The sequence below is a fragment of the Streptomyces sp. NPDC006193 genome (genome assembly GCF_040613915.1).
GTDB lineage: Bacteria > Actinomycetota > Actinomycetes > Streptomycetales > Streptomycetaceae > Streptomyces.
In genome coordinates this window covers 271665-290865 of the sequence record NZ_JBEXTB010000002.1, presented here as the reverse complement: position 1 = coordinate 290865, position 19201 = coordinate 271665, and the positions used below count along the sequence as shown (strand labels likewise).

Here is a 19201-nt window from a genome sequence, read left to right as displayed (position 1 = left end):
CCGCGGCCACGGCGGCGGACGCGCACCGGTCAGCGGGCGGCCAGGCCGCCGAGCAGCCCCGCCGCGCCCCCCAGGACGACCAGTTGCACGACGCCCGCGATCCGCCACCGCAGAAGAACGAGGCCGCCGCCCGTGACGACGGCGCCGCCGAGCAGGATCCACATCCCCCGCAACGCCTCCCCGGGCGCGTCCGGCGGATTCCCCGCGTCATAGGCGTCGGCCCAGCTCGTCATCCCGTGGCGGAGAAAGAGGAGATAGCCGACGACCACCAGGTCGACGAGGAGGAACGCCACGCCGACCGCGATCTGCCGGCCGGCCGACGGCCCGCTCCGCCCGCTCCGCCCGCTGCCACCCGTCACGCCCACCACCGCCCCGCCCGCCGCCGGCACCTCGTCGCACGCACACCGCCAGCCTGCCGCGGGGCCGGCCACGGCACATGAGCACGGCTACTCAGACGCCTCGCCCCCTAGGGACCGCCCGGTGACGAGGGTCCACCGATCGGTGGACCCGGAGTTCAACCCGTCGCCTCTGTCCGCCGACCGCCCCGCCCGGCCAGCCTTCAGGTATGACTTCCTTCACTGTGCGAACGGCGCGTTGGAGCGCCCGGCACCCCTGGCGGGCCATCGTCGGCTGGCTCGTGTTCGTGGCGCTGTGCCTGGGGATCGGCAGCGCCGTCGGCACCCACAGCGCGACGACGGCCGACTACCGGGTCGGCGAGGCCGGCCGGGCGGAGGCGATGGCCGCCGAGGGGCATCTGGAGCGCAGACCCACCGAGCAGGTGCTGATCTCCTCCCGGTCGGGTCCGGTCGACCGGAAGGCGGCCGAAGCCGCCGCGCGGGACCTGACCGCCCGGATGCAGCGGCTGCCCGAGGTGGCGGGCGTGGCCGCCCCGCTGCTGTCCGAAGAGCGCGGGATCCTCATGGTCGAGGTGGCCCTGAAGGGCGAGGAACGGGACGCGAAGGAGAAGGTCGACGCGCTGACCGAGCAGACCGAGGCCGTGGGGAGGGCCTATCCGGAACTGTCGCTGGAGGAGACCGGCAGCCCCTCCATCAGCAAGGGAGTCGACCGGCAGCGCGGAGACGACCTGGCGCTCTCGGAGAAGATCACGTTGCCCGTCACCCTGATCACCCTGCTGCTCGTCTTCGGGTCCGTGACCATGGCGGGAGTCCCGCTGCTGCTCGCGCTGTCCTCGATCGCGGCGGCCGTCGGGCTGTCGATGGTCGCGTCGCACCTCTCTCCCGACGCCGGTGTCGGCACGAACGTCATCCTCATGATCGGCCTGGCGGTCGGCGTCGACTACACGCTCTTCTACCTCAAGCGGGAGCGGGAGGAGCGTGTCCGCTCGGGCGGCCGGCTGAGTTCCCGGGCGCTGGTGGAGCTGGCCGCGGCGACCTCGGGCCGGGCGGTCGTGGTGTCCGGACTCGCGGTCGTGGCCTCCACCGCGACGCTGTATCTCGCCTCCGACGTCATCTTCTCCTCGCTGGCCACCGGCACCATCGTGGTCGTCCTGGTCGCGGTGGCCAGTTCCCTGACGGTGCTGCCGGCCCTCCTGGTCAAGCTCGGCGAACGACAGGAGCGCAGGACGCTGCGCCGCGCCGCGCGCGGAAAGCCGGCGCGCCGGCTGCGGGACGACGACGGCGGCCGCGTGTGGGCCGCTCTGCTGCGCCCCGCGAGCAGGCGCCCCCTGGCCACCCTCGGCGTCTCCGTCCTCGCCCTGCTCGCGCTCGCCACCCCGCTGGCCGGGCTGAAGATCACGGAGATGAGCCGGGACACGCACTCCCGCGACATCCCCGCCATGCGCGTGTACGACCGGCTCAACGAGGCGTTCCCGGACCGGCGGGTCACGCACCAGGTCGTCGTACGGGCCGACGCCGCGCGCTCCGGCGAGGTCACCAGGGCCCTGCGCCGGCTGGCCCGACGCGCCGGCGACGACCCGCTGTTCACCGGCGCGTCGGGCATCCGGACGTCCGCCGACCGACGCATCAGCACACTCGAACTGAGGGTGCCGTTCCAGGGCGACTCCGACCAGGCGTACGCGTCCCTCGAGCATCTGCGCACGTCCCACCTGCCCGCGACCGTCGGCCGGGTCGCCGGAGCCGAGTTCGGGGTGAGCGGGGATGTCGCCCGGTACACCGACTATCCCGCTCACCAGAACAGCAGACTCCCCCTGGTCCTCGGGGCGTTGCTGCTGGTGACCTTCGCGATGACCGCGTACGCGTTCCGCTCGGTGGTGCTGGGACTGATCGGCGTCGCGCTGAACCTGCTCTCCGCGGCCGCGTCGCTCGGGCTGCTCGTCCTGGTCTTCCAGGGGTCGTGGGCCGAGGGACTGCTCGACTTCCGCTCCACGGGTTCCATCGGGTCGCGCGTGCCGCTGTTCCTCTCCGTGATCCTCTTCGGGCTCTCGATGGACTACCAGGTGTTCGTGGTGAGCCGCATCCGGGAGGCCGTGCTCGCGGGCGTGCCGACCCGGCAGGCGGTACTCGACGGAATCCGCCGGTCGGCGAGCGTGGTGACGAGCGCGGCGGTGGTGATGACGACGGTCTTCGTCAGCTTCGTCTTCCTGCACATCATCGAGATGAAGCAGATCGGCTTCGTCCTCGCCACGGCCGTGCTGCTCGACGCCTTCGTCGTCCGCATCATGATCCTCCCGTCGGCGATGCTGCTGCTCGGGGAGGTGAGCTGGTGGCCCGCGCGGCCCCCGGTGCGCACGGCGGCGGTCTCGGCCGAAAAGACCGACGGGCGGCCGGCGGCCGACGTACGTTGACGGGCATGACCACTCTGAGCGCTCCCCCGGCCGACGGCTTGTGGGCCGCGTCGCTGCGCCGGTGGAACACGGTGTGCTGGGTGCTGTTCGGCGCGATGGCCGTCGGGCTGGTGACGACGGCTCCGCCCGGCGGGAGCAAGTACACGTCCCTCGCGCTGCTCAGCTGCGTGGTGCTGTGCTACGCCGTCCTCGACCGCTTCCCGGCCAATCCCGTCGTACGCCCGCAGGCCTACCTGTCGGTGCTCGTCCTCGCGCTCGGCGGGCTGGCGTACCTGGGCAGCAGCTACGCGGCCCTGTTCATGGTGACGCTGCCGCACTACTGGATGTTCGGGCGCACCCCGCGGGCCTCGATGGTCTTCCTCGGGCTCGCCACCGGCGCCACGCTGGGCGGGAGCCTCGTCCGGCAGGGCTGGTCGGCGGAGTTCTTCGGCGAGACGCTGGTGTCCACGCTGATCGTCGTCGCGGTGGGCGTGCTGATCGGCCTGTGGGCGCACTCGGTCGTCGCCCAGAGCAGCGAACGGGCGCGTCTCATCGAGGAGTTGGAGCGGACACAGGCGCGGCTCTCCGAGGCCCACCAGCGCCAGGGCGCGGCGGACGAACGCGAACGCATCGCACGGGACATCCACGACACGCTCGCGCAGGGCTTCGCGTCGATCATCGTCCTCGCGGAGGCGGCACGGGCGGGCATGTCCGGCGATCCGGCGCGCAGTGCCCAGCAACTGCGGTCGATCGAGTCAACCGCCCGGGAGAATCTCGCCGAGGCCCGTGAGCTGGTCGCCTCGGCCGGGCAGCCGGGTCCGGGCCGGGTGGTGTCCGGTTCGGTGGCGCAGACGCTGCGCCGCACCCTGGACCGCTTCGCGGAGGACACCGAGCTCACCGTGGAGGCCGACCTGGCGGACCTCGACTGCGACCAGCGGACCCGGATCGCGCTGCTGCGCTGCACCCAGGAGTCCCTGGCCAACGTGCGCAAGCACGCGTGCGCGTCCACGGTCGGCGTGGTGCTGGTGCGGCGGCCGCACGGAGTGGAGCTGGAGATCACCGACGACGGAACGGGCTTCGTCGCGGGCCGGACGACGGGCTTCGGGCTCGACGGCATGCGAAAACGACTGGCGGAACTGGGCGGGAGGCTCACGGTGACGAGTTCGGTGGGCGACGGGACGCGCATCCTGGCGATGATCCCCATGGCGGACGAGGCAGAGGCATGAGCGGGGAGGGCGTGCGCATCGTCGTGGTGGACGATCACACCGTGATGCGCGCCGGGGTCGTCGCCCTGCTCGCCGGCGAGGACAGCATCGAGATCGTCGGCGAGGCGGGGGACGGACGCGCGGCGCTGGACCTGGTGGAGCGGTTCGCCCCCGACGTCGCCCTGGTCGATCTGCGGATGCCCGTGCTGGACGGGGTGGCGACGACGGCCGAGATCGTCGCCAGGTACCCGCGCACCCGGGTGCTGATCCTGACGACGTACGACACGGACGCCGACATCGAGCGCGGGGTGGAGGCCGGTGCCATCGGCTACCTGCTCAAGGACACCACTCGGCAGCAGCTCGTCGACGCGGTCCACGCGGCGGCACGCGGCGAGACGGTGCTCGCTCCCCGGGTCGCCGCGAAGCTCGTGGCGCGGATGCGCCGGCCGGCCCAGGAGCCGCTGACCGACCGCGAGACCGACGTCCTCGCCGCGGTGGCCGACGGCCTCACCAACGCCGAGATCGGCAGACGCCTCGTCATCGCCGAGGCCACGGTGAAGACGCATCTGCTGCGCCTGTTCGCCAAGCTCGACGTGAACGACCGTACGAGGGCGGTGGTGGTGGCGATGGAGAGAGGGCTTCTGCCGCGGCCTCACTCCTCCTCCCCGGCGCGGGCCACCGATTGAGGCCACCCCCGCCGAACACCCGCCCGACACCACAGCGGGGCCCGAGGGCCAGTCCGCGACCAGAACCCTGGCCGACTCCCGCCGGTCGGAGCTGCCGTCCGCGACGCGCGCCGAGCGCCGAGATCCCCGAGCCCGCTCCCGGGTTCGGGCCGACTGCGCGACGGAGCTGCGCAGCTTCACGCTCACGTCGCCCCACGGACACGGACTGGAGAACACCATGCCTCGCTGGGCAATCGTGACAGCTCATGGAGACGCGGAATCCTCTCGGTACTACATCGCCAGTGAACTCGAAGGAAGCGAGGGTGAAGCCTTGGCCGCGTTGCAGAACGCGGTCGACGCCTTCCAGAAGGCGCACAGCGCAAGGCCGAGCAAACGCCAGCAGCGACAAGTCTTCCGCGTCTCTGAGCGCAGCTACTTCGTCCGCGTCAGTCACCGGGGCTACTCGGACCAAGCTCACTTCACCCTCGCCGAACTCGTAGCGGACACCCACGACGACGACCTTCCCGACACCGTCGCCGACCTGACGGCGAAGCCGTGAATCCTGGCCGCAGGCTGGCCGCACGCGGAAGGGGTGCCGCTCCGGAGAGCCGCACCCCTTCTGACCTGCTGCGGTGGGTGTGGGATTTGAACCCACGGTGACTCGCGCCACGACGGTTTTCAAGACCGTTCCCTTAGGCCGCTCGGGCAACCCACCTCGCCGCCGCCCACCTGGGACGGAGCGGGCTACAGCCTACCGGGATCGAGCCTGGCGCGGTGGCCGTGGTCCACACGGGGTCCGCCGGCTCGCCTCCGCCCGGAGGTGCCATGCTGTGCGGGTGTGCGCCCTGGCCGATTCGCCTGGATCGGCGAGGGGGCGTGACGACAGAGCCTGATGACCGTTCTTCCGGCATGAAGGCAACCAAGCACCTCATCGCCGTCGTCCTCGCCGGCGCGGCCGTCCTGCCCGCCGCGGCCCTCGCCGAGGCGGCCGCACCAGCACCGCTTCCGGCCCCGGCCGTCCCGGCGCACCCCGTTCCGGCGTCGCGGGAAGCGGACGAGCGTCCGCCCCTCCCCGACGCCACGGACGAGGCGTTCGACGAGGAGTGCCTCGCGGCGCACAACTCCTTCCGCGCCCGGCACGGCGCCCCGCCGCTGGTCCTGGACGATGCGGCCGTCGCACAGGCCGTGCAGCGCGCCCGGGCCGCCTCGGCGCGGGACGGGCTCACCCGGCCGCCGGGGCCGGGGTCGACGGGCTACGGGGAGAACCGCTTCTGGACGGCGACGGAGGAGAACGCGCCCGCGTCGTGCGCGGCGGCGGTGCAGCAGTGGTACGAGGCCCGCTGGACGGGCGGCTACGACTGGGACCGGCCCGGCTACTCGCCCGACACCGGGTCCTTCACGCAGGTCGTGTGGAGGGACACCGACGTGCTCGGCTGCGGTCGGGCCGCGGGGCGGCCGGCCGACGGGGAGGCGTACCAGACGTACATCGTCTGCGCCTACGGCCCGGCGGGGAACGTCGTCGGCCGCTTCCGGCAGAACGTGGGGGAGCCGGTCGGAGGCTGAGGCGCCGGTCCGGCGCTGCTTCCGGACGTCCGATGCGAAGGGGCGCCCCTTCCCGAGGGGCGCCCCTTGGCATCGCCGGAGCGGGTCAGCTGTCGCCGGTCCGGGAGCCCAGCGTCAGTTCGACCTTGTGCTCACGGCTGCCGCGCGTGTAGGTGATGGTGACCTTGTCGCCCGGCTTGTGGGTCCAGATCTCGCCGATCAGGGTGGGGCCGCTGTCGATGACGTGGTCGTCGAGCTTGGTGATGACGTCACCGGGCTTGAGGCCGGCCCGGTCCGCCGGGCCGCCCGACTCGACCGCGGCGGCGCCGCCCGCGCCCTGTTCGGTGATCTTCGCGCCGTCGGTGGACTCCTCCAGGGAGACGGACGCGCCGATCCTGGCGTACACCGGCTTGCCCGTCTTGATCAGCTGCTGGGCGACGTACTTGGCCTGGTTGATCGGGATGGCGAAGCCCAGGCCGATCGAGCCGGACTGGCCGGTGCCGAAGCCGCCGCTCCCGGTGGACTGGATCGCGGAGTTGATGCCGATGACCGCGCCCGAGGCGTTCAGCAGCGGGCCGCCGGAGTTGCCCGGGTTGATGGACGCGTCGGTCTGCAGGGCGCTCATGTAGGACGCCTTGCTGGCGGAGCTGCCGTCGCTGGAGGCCACCGGGCGGTCCTTGGCGCTGATGATGCCGGTCGTCACCGTGTTGGACAGGCCGAAGGGGGCGCCGATGGCGATGGTCTCGTCGCCGACGGCCACCTTGTCGGAGTCGCCGAGGGGGAGCGGCTTCAGGTCCGACGGGGCGTTCTTGAGCTTGATGACGGCGACGTCGTACCCCTGCGCGTGGCCGACGACCTCGGCGTCGTACTTCCTGCCGCTCGGGAAGGTGGCGGTGAGCTTGCCGCCGTCCACGGCGTCCGCGACCACGTGGTTGTTGGTGACGATGTGGCCCTGGGTGTCGAAGACGAAGCCGGTGCCCGTGCCGCCCTCGCCGTCGGTGCCCTCGGCCTCGATGGTGACCGTGCTGGGCAGCGCATGGGCGGCCACGTTGGCGATCGTGCCGGGCGCGCGCTTGACCTGGGCCGCGCTGCTGTCCGCGGAGACGGTGGTGGAGCCGTGGTCGTCCTGGTTCCTGGCCAGGGTGTAGCCGAGGCCGCCGCCGAGGCCGCCCGCGACCAGCGCGGCCGCCAGGACCGCCGCCACGAGTCCGCCGCGCCCGCTGCGCGGCGTCGGTGCGGGCTGCTGGTACGGGGCTGCCCAGCCGGCGCCCGCGCCGCCGGCGCCGCCGTCGGCGTACGCCGGCGTGACCGGCGGCGGCGGCCAGGAGCCGTCGGGGGCGGGGCCGGGCCGGTGCGCCGGGCCGTGCCCGGGCGCCGCGGACGCCGCCGGGGCGTCCTGCGGCACGGGCGGGAGCGGAGCCGTCGGCGCGCTGCCGTGGGGTGCGGGGCCCTGCGGGGAGGCGTCGGGAGAGGCCACCGGCACGGGAGGTGCGGACGGGGCCGGGGGTACCGCGTTGCCCTCGTTCTCGGTGCTCACAGCTCTACTCCTCGATCCACGCCTGTGTCGTCGTCGGTCGCATCTGGTCTGCAGTCAGCTTTTCCCACGCGCCGTCAGAGCACCATAAGCCGTGGCTGTGGGTTCGGCGGTCCTCTTTATATAGCTCTCTATGGGATCATCCAGGCAAAAGTTATATAAATGATCGGAGGGGTGCCACCGCTCGTCCCACGGTCGCGCCCGCACCGTCACGAGTGCCCGGCGACGGTGGCACCATGACGCGGTGACCCACGCACCACAGCAGCCCCCGATCCAGGTCGTCGCCCACCGGGGCGCCTCCGAGGACGCCCCCGAGCACACCCTCGCCGCCTACCGCAAGGCCATCGAGGACGGCGCGGACGCCCTGGAGTGCGACGTCCGGCTGACCGCGGACGGCCACCTGGTCTGCGTCCACGACCGACGGGTGAACCGTACCTCCAACGGCCGCGGGGCGGTCTCCGCGCTGGAACTGGCCGATCTCGCCGCCCTCGACTTCGGCTCCTGGAAGACGCGCGAGGCCTGGCGCGGGCGGGACGAGGAGCCCGACTGGGAGCACCGGCCGGAGGACCGCGAGGAGACCTCCGTGCTCACCCTGGAGCGGCTGCTGGAGCTGGTCGCGGACGCCGGGCGGCGGGTGGAGCTGGCCATCGAGACCAAGCACCCCACGCGCTGGGCGGGCCAGGTCGAGGAGCGGCTGCTGGCGCTGCTGAAGAGGTTCGGGCTGGACGCGCCGGCCTCCGCCGACGCGTCGCCGGTCCGGATCATGAGCTTCTCCGCACGTTCGCTGCACCGGGTGCGGGCGGCGTCGCCGACGCTGCCGACGGTCTACCTGATGCAGTTCGTCTCGCCCCGGCTGCGCGACGGGCGGCTGCCCGCGGGCGTGCGGATCGCGGGTCCCTCGATCCGCGTCGTGCGCAGCCACCCCGCCTATGTGGAGCGGTGGAAGGCGGCCGGCCACCAGGTGCACGTGTGGACGGTGAACGAGCCGGAGGACGTCGGCCGCTGCGCCGAGCTGGGCGTCGACGCCGTCATCACCAACCGGCCGCGCGCGGTGCTGCGGCAACTGGGCCGCTGACGACGGCCGGTTCCCGTCCCGGTGGACGGCCGGTTCCCGCCCCGGTGCGAAGCCGGCCGGGGCGGCCGCCGCTCCGGGATCCGATCGGCTACCCGGAGTGCTCCGGCGCGTTCGCTGCGTGGGCGGCCGCCCGAATGCGTCGCCGGAAGGCGATTGGCCGGTTTCCGGTACAGGCCAATGGGGCATCCACACCGTGGCGTGGGGCGAAGGAGGTCTCGGGGGTGGCGTTGGTGGTGGCACAGGAGGTGCCCACGTCGTCGAGCATGGCCGTACCCCATGGTCCTGCGGGCGTGGGGCAGGCGCGGCACCGGATGCGGGCGCAGCTGCGCAGCGGCGGTGTGGCGGAATCGGTCATCGACGATGCCGTGCTGATTCTTTCGGAACTGCTGAGCAACGCCTGCAGACACGGGCGGCCGCTGGGCGACGCGCCGGCCGGGGACGGTGACGTCCGGGCGGCCTGGCGCGTCGACGCGCGCGGGCGGCTGATCGTCGAGGTCACGGACGGCGGCGGCCCGACCCGCCCGGCCTGCGCCACCCCGTCGGTGACCGCGCACGGCGGCCGCGGGCTGAACATCATCGCGGCGCTCGCCGACGACTGGGGCGTCCGGGACGACGTCCCGGGCGAGGTGACGGTCTGGGTGGTGGTCCACGAGGACGTCCACGATCCCGATGCCGGGGGCGGCCACGACGCCTTCGCTACGCGCGTCACCGAGCAGGCCCTGCCGGACCTGGCCCTCGACGGCCTGCCCCGCCCGCAGGCGGCGCTGTCCGGTCCGTCGGGTCCGGCCGGCCCGCGCGGCCTGTCGGGGCTGTCGGGGCTGTCGGGGCTGTCCGCGCTGGACTTCACGGGCGCGTTCGAGCACCTGGACTGAGCCCCCGGGCGAGCGGTGAACGTCGGGCCGCCGCCACGGGCCTCGGCGGTGGACGGGTCCGGCTGGTCCGCAGGGTCGCTCCGGCGGCGCGGGGCACGGGTGCGTTGTCCACAGGTTCCCGTCGGTCATGGCCCGAACGGCTAGGCTCCCGACGTACGAGAAGAGCCGTAACCGGGAGACCCCACCATGGCCAAGAAGCGACCCCAGACCAAGGTCAAGCCGCAGCTGATCGACGGGGAGATCCCGGTTGTCGGCGCCCGCGAGCCCTGCCCCTGCGGCAGCGGCCGGCGCTACAAGGCCTGCCACGGCCGGGCCGCCGCGCACGCCGTGACCGAGCTGGTGCAGCGCCCGTTCGAGGGACTTCCGGGCGAGTGCGACTGGGTGGCGCTGCGCGAGCTGGTCCCGGCCGCGACGGCCGAGCTGACCCTCCGGGGCGGCCTGCCCGAGGGCGTCCCGTCGGTCACGCTGGCCACCGTGCTGCCGATGGCCTGGCCCGCGCTGCGCCGCGACGACGGCTCGGTGCTGATCGGCCTGCAGAACGACACGGCGTCCGGCGACATCAGCCGCGACCTCGCCGACACGCTGCTGCGCGCGCTGGAGGCCGAGCCCGGCACCCCGGTGCAGGGCCGCCGCGCCCCCGCCGACGGACCGCGGCTGCAGGACGTGCTCGACCCGGAGGGCCCGTTCGAGCCGGTGGTGCACAGCGGCTTCGAGTTCTGGGTGCCGGACGTGGAGAACGCCACGCCGGAGGTGACCGCCTCCCTGGAGCGGGCCAACGCCGCCGCCATCCCGACCGTGAAGCTGACCGGCGTGGACGCCGCGTACTGGTGCGAGACCCCGGAGAAGAACCACCTGCGCTGGGTGATGCCGCATCCGGAGGAGCAGCTTCTGGACGCTCTCGCGCGCCTGCACGCGGCGGGCCGCTCCAGCCTCGGCGAGGGCACCCGGCTCGTGGGCTCCTTCCGAGCTCACGGCCTCACCGTGCCGGTCTGGGATCTGCCGAGCGGGGTCTCGGCCGAGGAGGTCGAGAAGCCGGCCGCCGAGTTCGCCGAGCGCCTCGCCGCCGCCCTCGCCGTCGGGGAGCCGCTCACCCCGGACGAGCGCCGGGCGCGCGGCGGGCTCACCAACCGGCAGGTCACGCTCAACTGACGTCCCGTGCGGGGGTGCCACGGCCGACCGTGCGACCGGCCGTGGCACCGGGCCGCACACCATGTGACTCCTGTCACAACTTCACACTCCGTCAGGGAAATCGCTGTCCGAATAGCCCAGCCGGAATTTGCGAACCGCGGATCTCTTGTTACCGTTCCAGTAGCCCGGTTGCTGGTGCATCCCCCGTCGCCAGCAACCGGGCCTTTCCATGTCCGCGCCCGCTGCACGGCGCCTCGGCGGTTGCCAACTTCCCTACAGGGACTAGGAGTTGCTGCCGGAGCGGAGCAGCAGCGCCTGGTCGCCCCCGCGTGCGGCGAACTCGTTGACGGCCGTGTAGTCGTCCGGCCCGCCCCGGCGGTGCTCGCGCGGCGTCTCGCAGGTGGCGGGCTCGTCGCCGGCGCCCGTGACGCAGCGGATCTGCACGGCCCGGCCGCCCGGCCCCATCAGGCTCAGCACGGAGTCCAGCGATTCGCCGGTGGTGTTGCGGTAGTAGGTGCGCGCCCAGGTGTCCTCGCCCTGCGTCAGCACACAGGTCTGCGCCTCGATGCCGTCGGGCGAGGTGAGTTCGGGACCGCAGCGGGCGGCGGTGGCGAGTCCCACGCCGAGCAGGAAGGGCTTGCGGCGCGGTCTCGCGCCCGAGTCGGCGTCCGCGCCCGAGTCGGCATCCGCGTCCGCGCCGGCGACGGCCGCGGCGTCCGCGCCGGCCCCGGCCCGGACACCGCCGCGGGGAGCGGACGGCGCGGCGGCCCGGCCGGCTTCGCCCACCTGCCCCGCGGACGCGGCGGCCAGCGGCAGCGCGGCCACGGCCGCCACGACGCCCACGAGGGCGAGCAGACGAAGCCTTCGGGAGTCCGGCCCGCCGCGAAGCGGCTGTGGGGCACCGTGTCCCCCGGAATGACGCAGCATGTGCGGAAGATAACGAGCCGGCGGCGCCCGGCCGCCCCGTCCGCGCCCGACACCCCTACAACTCGGGCGCGCTCACACCCGTACGAGTGAGGGCGTCGACCACGGCGTCCACCACGGCCTCCACGTCGGGCACCCAGGGAGCGGCCGAACCGGGCAGCGGCGCGCGCTCCCAGCGGACGGCGCCCTGCCCGGTCGCGGACGGCGGCAGGGCGAGGTAGCCGCCCTCGCCGTGGAAGCGCAGGGAGCCGGGGACGAAGTCCTTGGCGTAGAGCAGTTCGCCCAGCTGCTCCATCGAGTACGGCTTGACCAGCAGCGCCCAGCGGGTCGGCGCGGCGACCACCGGGCCGAGCCGCATGCCGCGCCGGTCGAGCAGGGCGAGGGCGCGGGAGGCGGCGAGCGCCGGCAGGCTGACCGCGCAGGGCGCCCGGCCCGCGTCATGCCCGGCCCCGCCCACGCGGGAGGCGCCCCCGGTGGCCAGGATGATCGGCGCGCTCGGCCGGTTGGTCCACCACCAGCGCACCATGCGCTCGTCGGTGGTGGCCGCGAGCAGGCCGGGGTCGAAGGGGTGCGCACCGGGCACCGTGCATTCCGGGTCGGGGCAGGCGCAGCGGGCCCGGCCCCGCGGGTCCGGGGCCACGCCCGGGAGTACCGGCCACTGCCATTCCGTCGCAAAGGTCAGGGCCGCGCTGAGCAGCTCGGGCCTCCCGCCGTTCCGCCTGGACAGGAGCCTGCGTCGCCTTCCGAGGATCTCGCGCATGAGCGCTCGTTCCTTTCCGTTGCACCGCTGGCAACACCGTGGTTGTCATCACACCATGTGCAGATCGCTTCACTGTGCGTACCTGTTGGCGCATCACACCCCTGGGCACTGCAGGGGGAACCCCAAAGGGTCGAGCGGGCCGCGTCCGCGTGCGTAGTGCGTCCGCCGAAGAGCACGGATGCGGCGCGGGGGTGGCGAAGTCTGGCGTTTTGCCGTCGCGCGTGTTCTCTCCGCCTCCGCCACGGGAGGATGGGGCTCGGTCGTCGGTGGCTATGACGCCCGGGTCCGTCGCCAGGTTCCGGGTGGCCCCCGACCACCCCTGGTCTTCTCCGAGTACGTACCCATCACGACCGCTGTGACGCTCCGTGGAGCAAGGCCAGTCGACCGCAGTGTACCGATCCCTGAGGCAGTTTTTAGCCAACTTGCCGGTAAGGCAAGGGGTTAGGAGAAAACCCTTCACCACCCCGTGGACACCAGGAATCCCCGCAGGACAATGCTGGACATCCCCTCACGAGTGCGTGTACATGTGGAGACACTGCTAGCGGCGCAGAATGACATGGGGGTTCGCGATGCTATCGAGCAATACGCACCGGTCTGAAGGCCGGACGCCATGAACGCCCCACACCCTCCGAAAGTGGCCGGAATCGATCCCACAGTTCCCTCACCCGCCCACACTGCCTCTCCCTCCTCCCCCGTCTCCGGCACCGGTCCCTCTTCGGACACCGCGCCCGTCCCCGCCCCCCACGCGCCCGCCCCCGGCACGCTCCTGCAGGACCGGCTGGCCGGCTGGGTCTCGGACCTCACCACCCTCCACGAACTGACCGAGCGGCTCATCCGCACCACCGCCCTGGACACCGCCCTGCAGGAGCTGCTGCGCGCCGGGTCCTTCCTCGTCGGCGCCCGCCGCGGCCTGGTCGCCCTGGAGCCCGGCGACGGCCTCGGCCCCCGCACCACCCGCGGCCTCGGACTCGGCCGCGCCGATCTCGGCCACATCGAGACGGTGCCGCGCGGCGCGCTGCCGTACGACACCGGCGGCGGCGCCGAGATCCTCCACCCCGACCTGTTCGCGGAGGACGGCCTCGACCCCCGCCACCGCGAGGTGGCCGCCCGGCTCGGCTACGCCGCCAGCTACGCCCTCCCCCTCGCCACCGACTCCGCCGGCCGCCTCGGCGCGGCCGTCTGGCTCTACGACGAACCGGCCGAGCCGGACGCGCGCCGCCGCCACCTCGCCGGCCTGTACGTCCGGCACGCCACCGAGCACCTCGCCCGGCTGCTGGAGGTGGAACGCACCCGGGCGTCGATGGCGACCATCACCGAGGAGCTGCTGCCCTCGCGGCTGCCCCGGGTGGCCGGGGTCCAGCTCGCCGCCCGGCACCGCACGGGCCCGCGCGGCGGCGGCGACTGGTACGACGCCCTGCCGCTGCCGGACGCCGCCCTCGGCCTCGCCGTCGGCTCCGTCACCGGCTCCGGGCCGAGCGCGGTGGCCGCCATGGGCCGGCTGCGCGCCTCCCTGCGGGCGTACGCCGTGATGGAGGGGGAGGACCCGGTCGCCGTCCTGTCCGACCTGGAGCTGCTGCTGCGGCTGACCGAGCCCGCCCGCTCGGCCACCGCCCTGTTCGCCTACTGCGAGCCGGCCCTGCGCCAGATCACCCTGGCCGGCGCCGGCCACAGCCCGCCGCTGCTGATCGGTGAGCGGCGCACCGAGTTCGCCGAGACCTCCGTCTCCGCGCCCCTCGGGATGCTCGCCTGCTGGGAGGCGCCCAGCGTGGAGATCCAGGCGGAGGCCGGGGAGACGGTGCTGTTCTACACGGACGGCCTGCTGCACCGCACCGGCGACCCGATGGACCGCGCCTTCGCCCGGCTGCACGCGGCGGCCGCGGGCGTGCCGCGGGCCGCGCGCCGGGACCCCGGCGCGGTCGCCGACCACGTGCTGCGCACGGTCCTGCCGGACGCCCCGGAAGGACGGGCGCCTGCTGCCGGCCGCCCCCATGCCGGTCCGGGGGACGCCGGCGGGGAGGACGTGGTCCTGCTGGCGGCCCGTTTCGACTGAGCCGCGCCCGCCGGACAGCCGGCACGACCGGGCATCGCAGGTCATCCGGCCCCGCCCGCCCCCGGTGCGACCGTACGATGATGGAGGTCCCCGCTCGGCCGGAAGCAGGTGCGTCGCGGGCCCCGGGGGAGTCACCAGGCGTATCGAGGAGGATCACGTGTCCGACGAGCTCAACCCGGCTGTGCCCGATCCCGCTGCCGCGGAGGGCCCGGAGGCCGAGGCCGAGGAGCCCATCAAGCAGCGGAAGAACGGCCTGTACCCGGGCGTCTCCGACGAGCTGGCCGAGAACATGAAGTCCGGCTGGGCCGACACGGAACTGCGCGACCTGGAGCCGATCGCCCAGGTCCGGCACACCGCGCGCCGCCGTGCCGCGCTGTCCGCCCGCTTCCCCGGCGAGCGCCTGGTCATCCCCGCGGGCAACCTGAAGACCCGCTCGAACGACACCGAGTACCCCTTCCGCGCCTCCGTCGAGTACGCCTACCTCACCGGCAACCAGACCGAGGACGGCGTCCTGGTCATGGAGCCCAGGGGCGACGGCCACGAGGAGACCCTCTACCTCCTGCCCCGCTCCGACCGCGAGAACGGCGAGTTCTGGCTCTCCGGCCAGGGCGAGCTGTGGGTCGGCCGCCGCCACTCCCTCGCCGAGTCCGAGGCGCTGTACGGCATTCCGGCCGCCGACGTGCGCGAGCTGGCCGGCAAGCTGCGCGAGGCCACCGGCCCGGTCCGCGTGGTGCGCGGCCACGACGCCGGCGTCGAGGCGGCCCTGGCCGACAAGGTCACCGCCGAGCGGGACGAGGAGCTGCGGGTGTTCCTCTCCGAGATGCGGCTGGTCAAGGACGAGTTCGAGATCGGCGAGCTGCAGAAGGCCGTCGACTCCACCGTGCGCGGCTTCGAGGACGTCGTGAAGGTCCTCGACAAGGCGCGGGCGACGAGCGAGCGGTACATCGAGGGCACGTTCCACCTCCGCGCGCGCGTGGAGGGCAACGACGTCGGCTACGGCACCATCGCCGCCGCCGGCCCGCACGCCTGCACCCTGCACTGGGTCCGCAACGACGGCCCGGTCCGCTCCGGCGACCTGCTGCTGCTCGACGCGGGCGTGGAGACGCACACCTACTACACCGCCGACGTCACCCGCACGCTGCCGGTCAGCGGCCGCTACAGCGAGCTGCAGAAGAAGATCTACGACGCCGTGTACGAGGCCCAGGAGGCCGGCATCGCGGCCGTGAAGCCGGGCGCCAAGTACCGCGACTTCCACGACGCCGCCCAGCGCGTGCTCGCCGAGAAGCTCGTCGAGTGGGGTCTGGTCGAGGGCCCGGTCGAGCGCGTCCTGGAGCTGGGCCTGCAGCGCCGCTGGACCCTGCACGGCACCGGCCACATGCTCGGCATGGACGTCCACGACTGCGCCGCCGCGCGGGTGGAGACCTACGTCGACGGCACGCTGGAGCCCGGCATGGTGCTCACCGTCGAGCCGGGCCTGTACTTCCAGGCCGACGACCTGACGGTTCCGGAGGAGTACCGGGGCATCGGCGTCCGCATCGAGGACGACATCCTCGTCACGGAGGACGGCAACCGGAACCTCTCCGCCGGCCTGCCGCGCCGGTCCGACGAGGTGGAGGAATGGATGGCGGCGCTGACGGGCTGACGTCCGACCGCATGGCCGGGTACCGCCGGGTACCCGGCCGTTTCGCGTGCGGGCACGTCGTGGCCGGTCACGTCCGTGCGGCGCGGCCGCGCGGCGGCACAGTCCCGCGCCCCCCCGGGAGCGGCCATCACGTTGGGGGGATCGTGGACGACTTCTGGTCCGGCCTGGGCGCCGGCCTGCACCTGCGGCCGGACGCGGCGGACGGCCGCCGCACCGCACTGGAACGGGCCCTGCGGGACGCCGTGCGGGAGGGCCGGCTCGCGCCCGGCGCACGCCTGCCGGCGACCCGGCGCCTCGCGGCCGGCCTGGGAATCTCGCGGGGCACGGCGAAAGCGGCGTACGACCAGCTGGTCGCCGAGGGGTATCTGACGGCGCGGCAGGGCTCGGGCACTTGGGTCGCCCCGCTGCCGCCGCCGGTCGGCGCCGAAGCGCCGCGGACCGGCGCACGCCCGGCACACCCCTGGTCCCGGCCGTCCCCAGGGCCTGGTCGTCGGCTACGGCACCCCGCGCGAGCGGATGTACCCGGAGGCGCTGGAGGCCCTGGCGAGGGTGCTGGACACACGCGGCCGAGCCGCCCGGCCGGGTCCGCGACGGATCCCGGACGTCAGGCGGTGAGCAGGGAGGGGTCCCTCTTCCATTTGAGCATCTTGTCGAAGCTCACCACCGTGCCGCCGCGGCCCGGCCGGGCCCCGATGTGGACGTGGTCGGCGAGTTCCCGGATCAGGCACAGGCCGCGGCCGTGCTCGGCGTCCGGACGGGCGGGCCGCGGCTCCTGGGTCCGGCAGACGCCGGCCCCGGAGTCGGCCACCTCGATCCGGCACTTCTCGCCGTCGAGGTACGCGGTCACCCGGTAGGCCTCCGAGGCGCCGGACGCGGGGTTGCCGCCGTGCTCGACGGCGTTCGCACAGGCCTCGGTCAGGGCGACGGACAGGTCGTAGGAGATCTCCGGGTCGACGCCCGCCGTCTCCATGGTGCCGATCAGGAGCCGCCGGGCGAGCGGCACGCTCGCGGCCTCGCGCCGCAGTTGGAGTGACCACCAGATGCTCATGCTCCAGCCTCCTGGCCGCGGCTCGACGTACCGTTACGTATTGCCGCCCGTAGGCGGCCGTAAGCACACCGTCAGCGTGACCCCGCCCATACGGTCGATGCGCCGGGGGCGGAACCGGTGTATGAGGGGCGGCCGAGGCGACCTGCCGTGGTCTCGGGGCGGCGGCAGTGCGATGATGAGGCCGTCATGACTGCCCCCCACCCGCGCACGGCGCGCCCCGGAGCCGGCCTCCGGATGCTGCGGGCCGCGGTGTTCGCCGCGGTCTGCGTCGCGCTGGCCGCGGCCGGGCACACCTTCGCCTCCTGCGCGCGGGTGCCGCTGTGGACGCTCGGCGCGGGTTTCCTCGGCTCCCTGCTGCTGGTCGCGCCGCTCGCCGGGCGGAGCCGCTCGCTGCCGGGCATCGCCGCGCTGCTCGCCCTCGGCCAGACCGTGCTGCACACGCTGTTCGAGCTGGGCCGGGACGGGGCCGGGGCGGTCTCCGGCGGGATGGCCATGCCGGCGACGGGGTCCGCGCACCATGCGGGCGGGGCGCTCAGCGACAGCGCGCTCGTCGAGCAGGCCGCGCGCCTGGTGTGCGGGTCCGCCCCGGCGTCCCTCACCCCGGGGCACGCCTTCCGTCTGCTGCTCGACGCGCGCCTCATCGACCGTTCGGGCCGGCCGACGACCGCCCTGGGGGCGCTGCAGCACGCGCACGACGCCGCCGGCTCCTCCGCGGGGCCGCTGCCCTCGCTGCCGATGCTGCTCGGCCACCTGCTCGCGGCCGTCGCCGCGGGCTGGTTGCTGCGCCGCGGCGACCTGGCCGTGCTGCGGCTGATCGACCTGTCGGCGCGCGGAGTCACGGAAGCGGCGCTCGTACGGTCCCTGCGCGCGGCGCTGGCGCTGGCGCACGCCCTGTGCGGCGGGCTGCTGCCCGCCCCGGAGCCCGGCCCGCGCCGGCGCGCCGACCGGGACGAGACTCCGGCCCCGCGCACCGCCGTGCTCCAGCACACGGTGATCCGGCGCGGCCCGCCCGCCGCCGCGTTCCTGCTCGCCGCCTGACGCGACCCCCGCTCCACACATCCCGGTGGGCCGCCGACGTGCGGCGCCCGCGCGTGCGCGTTCCTCGACCGGACCGGCCGGAGGCCGGCCCTGCACGCGCGCATCCCTCTTCACCACCGGATCTCACTCAAGAGTGGAGTGCCTCCTTCCATGAAGGCTTCTCGTATCGCCGCCGCCACCGCCGTCGCGGGCTCCGCCGTGCTCGCCCTGTCCGTGCCGGCCTTCGCGCACGTCACCGTGCAGCCGGAGGGCGCCGCGGCCAAGGGCGGCTACGCGGTCGTGGACTTCAAGGTCCCGAACGAGCGCGACAACGCCTCGACCACCAAGCTCGAGGTGAACTTCCCGGCCGACCACCCGATCGCCTCGGTGATGCCGGAGCCGATCCCGGGCTGGAAGATCGCCGTCACCAAGTCCAAGCTCGACAAGCCGCTGACCATGCACGGCGAGAAGATCGACGAAGCCGTCAGCAAGGTCACCTGGACCGCCGCCGGCAAGGGCGTCGAGCCCGGCTACTTCCAGAAGTTCCCGCTCTCGCTGGGCGCCCTGCCCGAGGACACCGACGAGCTGGTGTTCAAGGCGGTCCAGACGTACTCCAACAAGGAGGTCGTGCGCTGGATCGAGGTGCCGCAGGAGGGCCAGGACGAGCCGGAGAACCCGGCCCCGGTCCTGGAGCTGTCCGCCGCCTCCGACGACCACCACGGCACGGCGGCCGCCGAGGAGAAGGACGCCGACGACACGTCCGAGAAGGCGTCCGCCGCCGAGGACTCCGGCGACGGCAGCGACACCACCGCGCGCGTCCTCGGCGTGGCCGGCATCGTCGTCGGCGCCGCGGGCGTGGCCTACGGCGTCCTCGCCGGCCGCCGCCGCACCGCCTGAGCCCCTCAGCTCCGCCGCGCGCGCCGGGCGCCGTACGGCCGTCGTGGACGTCGTACGCCCGTCGTGACGACCGTCGCCGTACGGCCCCGGCGCGCGCCG

General features: G+C 73.9%; 17 protein-coding genes, 1 tRNA gene and 1 pseudogene. 13 read left to right on the top strand and 6 right to left on the bottom strand.

Annotated features, from left to right (window positions below; genetic code table 11):
* Nucleotides 1-29: 29 nt before the first annotated feature.
* Nucleotides 30-359, bottom strand: coding sequence for a DUF6234 family protein (locus tag ABZ261_RS03220; protein WP_356854841.1), 330 nt, complete (start codon nt 357-359; stop codon nt 30-32).
* 206 nt (nt 360-565) lie between these two features.
* Here ABZ261_RS03220 and ABZ261_RS03215 point away from each other — a divergent pair, with 206 nt between their 5' ends.
* From ABZ261_RS03215 to ABZ261_RS03200, 4 genes are all read left to right on the top strand, one after another.
* A complete protein-coding gene (locus ABZ261_RS03215; protein WP_356854840.1) occupies nt 566-2764 on the top strand; it encodes an MMPL family transporter in 2199 nt (732 codons plus the stop codon).
* A gap of 5 nt (nt 2765-2769) precedes the next feature.
* Nucleotides 2770-3969, top strand: a complete 1200-nt coding sequence (locus ABZ261_RS03210) for a sensor histidine kinase (protein ID WP_356854839.1) — start codon at nt 2770-2772, stop codon at nt 3967-3969.
* Nucleotides 3966-4634, top strand: coding sequence for a response regulator transcription factor (locus ABZ261_RS03205; protein WP_356854838.1), 669 nt, complete (start codon nt 3966-3968; stop codon nt 4632-4634). Before ABZ261_RS03210 ends, ABZ261_RS03205 begins: the two co-directional genes overlap by 4 nt.
* A gap of 217 nt (nt 4635-4851) precedes the next feature.
* A complete protein-coding gene (locus ABZ261_RS03200; RefSeq protein WP_356854837.1) occupies nt 4852-5172 on the top strand; it encodes a hypothetical protein in 321 nt (106 codons plus the stop codon).
* A gap of 71 nt (nt 5173-5243) precedes the next feature.
* Here the strand turns inward: ABZ261_RS03200 and ABZ261_RS03195 are convergent.
* A tRNA-Ser gene (locus tag ABZ261_RS03195) sits at nt 5244-5328 on the bottom strand.
* Between the two features lie 194 nt (nt 5329-5522).
* Here ABZ261_RS03195 and ABZ261_RS03190 point away from each other — a divergent pair.
* Nucleotides 5523-6176, top strand: a complete 654-nt coding sequence (locus ABZ261_RS03190; protein ID WP_356854836.1) for a CAP family protein — start codon at nt 5523-5525, stop codon at nt 6174-6176.
* Nucleotides 6177-6261: 85 nt separating this feature from the next.
* Here the strand turns inward: ABZ261_RS03190 and ABZ261_RS03185 are convergent, their stop codons facing one another.
* Complete coding sequence (locus ABZ261_RS03185; protein ID WP_356854835.1) at nt 6262-7692, bottom strand: trypsin-like peptidase domain-containing protein; 1431 nt, start codon at nt 7690-7692, stop codon at nt 6262-6264.
* 241 nt (nt 7693-7933) lie between these two features.
* Between ABZ261_RS03185 and ABZ261_RS03180 the strand changes: the two genes are divergently transcribed.
* The 3 genes from ABZ261_RS03180 (at nt 7934) to ABZ261_RS03170 (ending at nt 10785) form a co-directional block, all read left to right on the top strand.
* Nucleotides 7934-8764: a glycerophosphodiester phosphodiesterase gene (locus ABZ261_RS03180; RefSeq protein ID WP_356854834.1), complete on the top strand. Its 831-nt coding sequence runs from the start codon at nt 7934-7936 to the stop codon at nt 8762-8764.
* Between the two features lie 134 nt (nt 8765-8898).
* On the top strand, nt 8899-9636 hold the full coding sequence (locus ABZ261_RS03175; RefSeq protein WP_356854833.1) for an ATP-binding protein: 738 nt from the start codon (nt 8899-8901) through the stop codon (nt 9634-9636).
* A 186-nt stretch (nt 9637-9822) separates the two neighbouring features.
* Complete coding sequence (locus ABZ261_RS03170) at nt 9823-10785, top strand: DUF5926 family protein (RefSeq protein WP_356854832.1); 963 nt, start codon at nt 9823-9825, stop codon at nt 10783-10785.
* A gap of 261 nt (nt 10786-11046) precedes the next feature.
* Here the strand turns inward: ABZ261_RS03170 and ABZ261_RS03165 are convergent, their stop codons facing one another.
* Together ABZ261_RS03165 and ABZ261_RS03160 are read right to left on the bottom strand one after the other, a co-directional pair.
* Entirely contained in the window at nt 11047-11589 is a 543-nt protein-coding gene (locus ABZ261_RS03165; protein WP_356854951.1) for a hypothetical protein, read from the bottom strand.
* 157 nt (nt 11590-11746) lie between these two features.
* Nucleotides 11747-12448 carry a bifunctional DNA primase/polymerase gene (locus ABZ261_RS03160; protein WP_356854831.1) on the bottom strand — a complete coding sequence of 234 codons (702 nt, stop codon included), beginning with the start codon at nt 12446-12448 and terminating at the stop codon, nt 11747-11749.
* A 610-nt stretch (nt 12449-13058) separates the two neighbouring features.
* On the opposite strand from ABZ261_RS03160, the gene ABZ261_RS03155 reads away from it, so the two are divergent.
* The 3 genes and pseudogenes from ABZ261_RS03155 to ABZ261_RS03145 form a co-directional block, all read left to right on the top strand.
* Complete coding sequence (locus ABZ261_RS03155) at nt 13059-14498, top strand: PP2C family protein-serine/threonine phosphatase (protein WP_356854830.1); 1440 nt, start codon at nt 13059-13061, stop codon at nt 14496-14498.
* 157 nt (nt 14499-14655) lie between these two features.
* Nucleotides 14656-16140, top strand: coding sequence for an aminopeptidase P family protein (locus ABZ261_RS03150; protein ID WP_356854829.1), 1485 nt, complete (start codon nt 14656-14658; stop codon nt 16138-16140).
* A 143-nt stretch (nt 16141-16283) separates the two neighbouring features.
* Nucleotides 16284-16550 (top strand): annotated as a pseudogene (locus tag ABZ261_RS03145) (winged helix-turn-helix domain-containing protein); the annotation flags it as partial.
* Nucleotides 16551-16744: 194 nt separating this feature from the next.
* Here the strand turns inward: ABZ261_RS03145 and ABZ261_RS03140 are convergent.
* On the bottom strand, nt 16745-17188 hold the full coding sequence (locus ABZ261_RS03140; protein ID WP_356854828.1) for an ATP-binding protein: 444 nt from the start codon (nt 17186-17188) through the stop codon (nt 16745-16747).
* Nucleotides 17189-17374: 186 nt separating this feature from the next.
* Between ABZ261_RS03140 and ABZ261_RS03135 the strand changes: the two genes are divergently transcribed.
* Nucleotides 17375-18226, top strand: a complete 852-nt coding sequence (locus ABZ261_RS03135; protein WP_356854827.1) for a hypothetical protein — start codon at nt 17375-17377, stop codon at nt 18224-18226.
* 150 nt (nt 18227-18376) lie between these two features.
* Nucleotides 18377-19102 (top strand): YcnI family protein, encoded by a 726-nt coding sequence (locus tag ABZ261_RS03130; RefSeq protein ID WP_356854826.1) that lies wholly within the window; start codon nt 18377-18379, stop codon nt 19100-19102.
* Nucleotides 19103-19201: the final 99 nt, after the last annotated feature.

Excerpts from the sequence above, each read along its gene's own strand:
- ABZ261_RS03215 (WP_356854840.1), top strand. The coding sequence starts at position 566 with ATGACTTCCTTCACTGTGCGAACGGCGCGTTGGAGCGCCCGGCACCCC.
- ABZ261_RS03210 (WP_356854839.1), top strand. The coding sequence starts at position 2,770 with ATGACCACTCTGAGCGCTCCCCCGGCCGACGGCTTGTGGGCCGCGTCG.
- ABZ261_RS03205 (WP_356854838.1), top strand. The coding sequence starts at position 3,966 with ATGAGCGGGGAGGGCGTGCGCATCGTCGTGGTGGACGATCACACCGTG.
- ABZ261_RS03200 (WP_356854837.1), top strand. The coding sequence starts at position 4,852 with ATGCCTCGCTGGGCAATCGTGACAGCTCATGGAGACGCGGAATCCTCT.
- ABZ261_RS03190 (WP_356854836.1), top strand. The coding sequence starts at position 5,523 with ATGAAGGCAACCAAGCACCTCATCGCCGTCGTCCTCGCCGGCGCGGCC.
- ABZ261_RS03175 (WP_356854833.1), top strand. The coding sequence starts at position 8,899 with ATGCGTCGCCGGAAGGCGATTGGCCGGTTTCCGGTACAGGCCAATGGG.
- ABZ261_RS03170 (WP_356854832.1), top strand. The coding sequence starts at position 9,823 with ATGGCCAAGAAGCGACCCCAGACCAAGGTCAAGCCGCAGCTGATCGAC.
- ABZ261_RS03160 (WP_356854831.1), bottom strand. The coding sequence starts at position 12,448 with ATGCGCGAGATCCTCGGAAGGCGACGCAGGCTCCTGTCCAGGCGGAAC.
- ABZ261_RS03155 (WP_356854830.1), top strand. The coding sequence starts at position 13,059 with ATGAACGCCCCACACCCTCCGAAAGTGGCCGGAATCGATCCCACAGTT.
- ABZ261_RS03140 (WP_356854828.1), bottom strand. The coding sequence starts at position 17,188 with ATGAGCATCTGGTGGTCACTCCAACTGCGGCGCGAGGCCGCGAGCGTG.
- ABZ261_RS03135 (WP_356854827.1), top strand. The coding sequence starts at position 17,375 with ATGACTGCCCCCCACCCGCGCACGGCGCGCCCCGGAGCCGGCCTCCGG.
- ABZ261_RS03130 (WP_356854826.1), top strand. The coding sequence starts at position 18,377 with ATGAAGGCTTCTCGTATCGCCGCCGCCACCGCCGTCGCGGGCTCCGCC.